Below are 4,578 nucleotides of genomic sequence, written 5' to 3'. Positions count from 1 at the left end.
GAGACGACTGCGCAAGGAGCCATCCATGCGCAGCGTGGTAGGAATCTCCGGCCTTCAGGCCGGGGAGGATGTCAATTGCAGAGAGCGAGTACCTTTGCTCAACAGGGTTGAGATTTGTCAACTCTTCTATACAAACCTTCTCAATCCCTTTTTTCAACAACCTTGTAGTCGGTAGAGTGTAGGGCATCTTCTGGGAACAGGCGACGTCAGGATCCTTAGCCCTTAGCTGCCAGGTGATACCGGTCACCGCCCTGAAGCTCTTTTGGGTGCAAGCTGAGAGTAACTGTGGCCACTTCCCAGATCTAGGAGATCGTTTAACCATGCGCAACCTCTCTTCCGTTTTGCTGTTCGGGATCCCTTTGGTAAGCCTAGGCTGGACAGGGATCCCGGTGGTGGCCCAATCCGCCAATCCAGCCCTCTGCCAGCAATTTCCCCAAGACATTCGCTGCACCCTCTCTGCCCCCAGACAGGTGGGACAAGCGCCGCAACCCACATCCCGTCCTCGGATTGCAGTCTTGGACTTTGATTTCAGCAGCCTCAGCAACCCCTACAGCTTCCGCGAGGCTTCGCGGGGGGTGAGCGACCTGTTGGTGGATCGGCTGGTGAGAGATGGCACCTTTTCCGTCATCGAGCGCTCGCGGCTGGACGCGATCTTGGCCGAGCAGAACCTGGGTCTATCCGGGCGACTGGATGCCAACACCGCTGCTCAGGTAGGCCGGATCCTAGGGGTCGATGCGGTGATCCTCGGCAGTGTGACCCAGTTTGATGTGTCGGTGCGCCGTTCTGGGGGTGGGGCACCGGTCTTGACCCCCTTTGGCAGCTTCCCGCTGGCGGTGGGGGCTGAGTCGGTGGATGCCGATGCCAACGTGCAGCTGAATGCCCGCTTGGTGAGCACCAGTACTGCCGAGATCTTGGCCGTGGTCGAGGGCAAAGGCAACGCCAGCCAGTCGGATAGCACGGTCACGGTTGCCGGCTTTGGCGGGGGATCCGCCACCAGCAACGAAGAGAAGCTGTTGGTATTGGCAAGCCAACAAGCGGTGGAGCAAATTGCCCAGCAGTTGGCCGGTTTTGCCGGGCGCTTGGCAGCTCAGCCTCGCTCTCTGCCAACGGTTGACGCCTTGGTGGCGGATGTCTACGGCAACCAGGTGATCCTGAACAAGGGCAGCCGCGATGGCTATCGGGTGGGATTGATTCTTTCTGTGGAGCGCGTCGTCCGCGAGGTGAAGGATCCGGCCACGGGGACAGTCTTGCGCAAATTGACTGAGCCAGCCGGACAGGTCCAACTGACGGAGGTGGATGACAGCTCCAGTGTGGGACGCATTCTCAGCGGGGCAGGCTTCAAGGTTGGGGATGTAGCCAAGCCTCTCCAGTAAACCCCTGAACCGCCCCTCCCAAACTCGATCCTCAGGATCCCTCGATGGGAGCAAAGCCCTGCCGTTGCGTGTTTTCGGTTACGGTGCGGGGTTCTAAAAATTGCAGCAGGTAGTCGGGGCCACCGGCTTTGGATCCCACGCCGGAGAGCTTGAAGCCGCCGAAGGGCTGCCGCTCCACCAACGCCCCGGTGATCTCGCGGTTGATGTAGAGGTTGCCGACGGCAAAGTCCTGGCGAGCCTGTTGAATGTGGGAAGGGGTGCGGCTGTAGAGACCGCCGGTGAGGGCGTAGGGGGTGGCATTGGCCATCTGCAGAGCAGAAGAAAAGTCCGGCGCTGAGATCACCGCCAAAACCGGGCCAAACAGCTCCCGCTGCGCCAGCTCTGACTGGGGATCCACCTGGCTGAACACAGTGGGGCCGACGAAGTAGCCTTTTTCCGGCACGGGCAGGCTGAGGTCGAGACGGGCATAGGCTTGGGCCGATTGAATGGCCTGGTGCAGGCGAGCTTGGGCCTCTGCATCGATGACCGGGCCAACTTGGGTGCCGGGGTGGGCCGGATCCCCCACATTCAAAGAGCGCACCGCCTCGACGAGCCGTCCCAAGAACAGGTCGTGAATGGACTGCAAAACGATCGCCCGCGAGCAGGCGGAGCATTTCTGGCCACTGTAGCCAAAGGCGGAGTTGACCACTCCTTTGACCGCCTGATCCAGGTCGGCGCTTTCGTCGATGAGGATGGCGTTTTTGCCCCCCATCTCGGCAATGACCCGCTTGATGTGGTGCTGGCCCGGCTGCAGTTGCGCGGCTTGGGCGAGGATCTGGCAACCCACCGCCTGGGATCCGGTGAAGGCAATCAGGTGCACCCGCCGGTCTTGAACCAACAGGGGGCCGATGGCTTCGCCCACCCCCGGCAGGAATTGAAAGACACCCTCCGGGATCCCGGCTTCGGCAAGGGCCTTGAGGATAAACTCCGCCAGTTTGGCGGCGATCAGCGAAGATTGCTCCGCCGGTTTGAGGAGCACGCAGTTTCCGGCCACCAAAGCCGCCGCTGTCATGCCACAAGGGATGGAGAGGGGGAAGTTCCAGGGGGCGATCACCACCGCCACACCGCGGGGCTGGTAGTGGTAATGGTTGGTTTCGCCGGGCAGGTTGCACTCCCGTCCCCGCTCCAGGGCCTCCATCTGTTGGGCGTAGTAGCGGCAAAAATCGATGGCCTCGGAAACTTCCCCATCGGCCTGGGCAATGGGCTTGCCCACCTCCAGCACCATCCAGGCAGCCAGCTCCGCCCGCTGGGCTTCGATTTGCTCCGCCACCCGCCGCAGGATCCCCGCCCTCACGGCAACGGGGGTGCGCCTCCAGCTGGGGAAGCTGGCTTGGGCCGCTGCCAAGGCTTGCTCCACCTGTTCCGGCTCGGTCAACCCAATTTCCGCCACCACCTGTTCAGGATCCGCAGGGTTGAGGGAGAGCATGGCTTGTCGGGTGGGGCGATATTCTCCGGCAATCCAGGGCTGAACCCTCTGACCCAGTTGAGGCCGGATCTCGTCCAATGCCTGAAAAAAGGGATCCCGCTGTTGGGGTCGGCTGAAATCGGTGTCGGGAGCGGCGGCAAACGAGAGGGAAGGAGCTGGAAAAACGGATCCCTCGTCCAAGACCGGCGGGGCCAACAGCTGCTCGGGGTTGTAGCCCTGAACGCTTTGCCGCAGGAAAGAGGTGTTGGCGGTGTTTTCCAGCAAACGCCGGATCAGGTAGGCCATACCCGGCAGCAGCTCCCCGTAGGGGCAGTACACCCGCACCCGCTGTCCCTTCTGCACCAAGGCCTTGGCCAGGGGATCGGCCATGCCGTAGAGCACCTGCAGTTCAAAAGCAGACTGGGGCACCTCCAGGGCTTGGGCAATGGCGATGGCTTTGGCCTGAGAGCGCACATTGTGGCTGGCGATGGCGGCGTGGAGATGGGTGTGGTGCTCCAACAAAAGCTGGGTCATGCGCTCGAAGTTGGCGTCGGTAGCAGACTTGCTGTTGTAAACCGGCTGTGGCCAGTGCTTTTGCGCCGCCAGGATGGTCTCTTGATCCCAGTAGGCCCCCTTGACCAAGCGCACCGTCACCGGGGATCCCCGCTCTTTGGCCCAGGCGATCAGGTTTTGCAGATCGGTGTAGCTATCCCGCAGGTAGGCCTGCAGCGTCAGGCCAACGTCGGTGCGGCCTCGGAACTCCGGCTCCAGCAGCAGCTCCTGCAAAATGGCCAGGGTGAGGGATTTGTAGCGGTACTGCTCCATGTCGAAATGGATCCCGACTCCCAGAGCTTCTGCCCGGCGCAACAGGACGCGAATCCGTTCCCCCACTCTGGTTTTGGCCCCCAGGGGATCGATGGGATCGAACTGGGAATAGAAGGCTGTCAGCTTTACCGACACTTGCGGCACCGGCTGCGGTTGTGGCCAGGTTTTGACCATCTTTGCCAAATGCTCCATCACCTGCAGATAGCGATCCAGGTAGGATTGGGCTTCCGCTTCGGTGATGACGGCTTCCCCCAGCAAATCCAGCGTGAAAGCCATACCCTGCCGGTGCAGAGCTTCCAGAGTTTTGCTGACTTGCTGCAGGGTTTCTCCGGCAATGTATCGACGGGCCAAGGCTTCCACGGCAGCGGTTAGGGTGGTGGCAGCCAACTGTCCTGGCAGGGAGTCGGGGTCTGCGAAGTTGAGCAGGCTCTTCAGCATCCCCGGCAACTCTACTGCCGGATCCAAGAGATACTCCTGCAAATGGCGGGCCACCTCAGCCTTGCTTTTCAAGCTGGGCAAGACATCGATCAAGCGGAACAACTGGGTGCGCAGGTGGGGGTTCTCCATCGCCCAGGCCAGCAGCTTGTCCTCCCAGCGCAGTTGATCTCGCCACTGGGCCAGCAGGGATCGCTTCTCTCCCCAAAGAGAGGCCAACAAAGATTGGGCGAGAGCTTGGGTTTGAGCCTCGTAGGCGGTAGGAGCAGCTTGGGCAACCATCTGATGAACTGGGTGAACTGGGGCGCGGGATCCCTACCATCCTGTCATGGAAAGGATGGAACCTGAGGCCGATTTTGGGAAGATAATGGCAGATGGGGCCACCGCAAATCCTCGAATAGCTACGCCGGGTATAAGCAGCTTTGCAGGAGCATGACTCTAGTCAATAATAAGCTCAACTATACTGAAAATAATGTATAATATGTTCAGTACGGATTACTA

General features: G+C 60.7%; 3 protein-coding genes. 1 reads left to right on the top strand and 2 read right to left on the bottom strand.

Translation table 11 applies throughout. The features are described 5' to 3' along the window. On the bottom strand, positions 1 to 247 hold a 247-nt coding region (locus NW834_RS13325; RefSeq protein ID WP_414426347.1), incomplete at its 3' end, for a hypothetical protein. Between the two features lie 73 nt (positions 248 to 320). Between NW834_RS13325 and NW834_RS13320 the strand changes: the two genes are divergently transcribed. Next, positions 321 to 1,373 (top strand): CsgG/HfaB family protein, encoded by a 1,053-nt coding sequence (locus NW834_RS13320; protein WP_414384276.1) that lies wholly within the window; start codon positions 321 to 323, stop codon positions 1,371 to 1,373. Positions 1,374 to 1,404: 31 nt separating this feature from the next. On the opposite strand, the gene pruA is transcribed toward NW834_RS13320, so the two are convergent. Further along, the gene (gene pruA / locus NW834_RS13315; RefSeq protein ID WP_414419319.1) at positions 1,405 to 4,359 is read right to left on the bottom strand and encodes an L-glutamate gamma-semialdehyde dehydrogenase; all 2,955 of its coding nucleotides are present in this window, start codon (positions 4,357 to 4,359) and stop codon (positions 1,405 to 1,407) included. Between the last annotated feature and the right edge of the window lie 219 nt (positions 4,360 to 4,578).

Origin of the sequence: Synechococcus sp. R60.1, from assembly GCF_047461835.1 — a bacterium.
Classification (GTDB): Bacteria; Cyanobacteriota; Cyanobacteriia; order Thermostichales; family Thermostichaceae; genus Thermostichus.
Note: the sequence above shows the minus strand (reverse complement) of the source record. Positions and strands in the feature narration are given on the sequence as shown.

Coding starts and splice junctions, on each gene's coding strand:
- NW834_RS13320 (WP_414384276.1), top strand. CDS start 321: ATGCGCAACCTCTCTTCCGTTTTGCTGTTCGGGATCCCTTTGGTAAGC.
- pruA (WP_414419319.1), bottom strand. CDS start 4,359: ATGGTTGCCCAAGCTGCTCCTACCGCCTACGAGGCTCAAACCCAAGCT.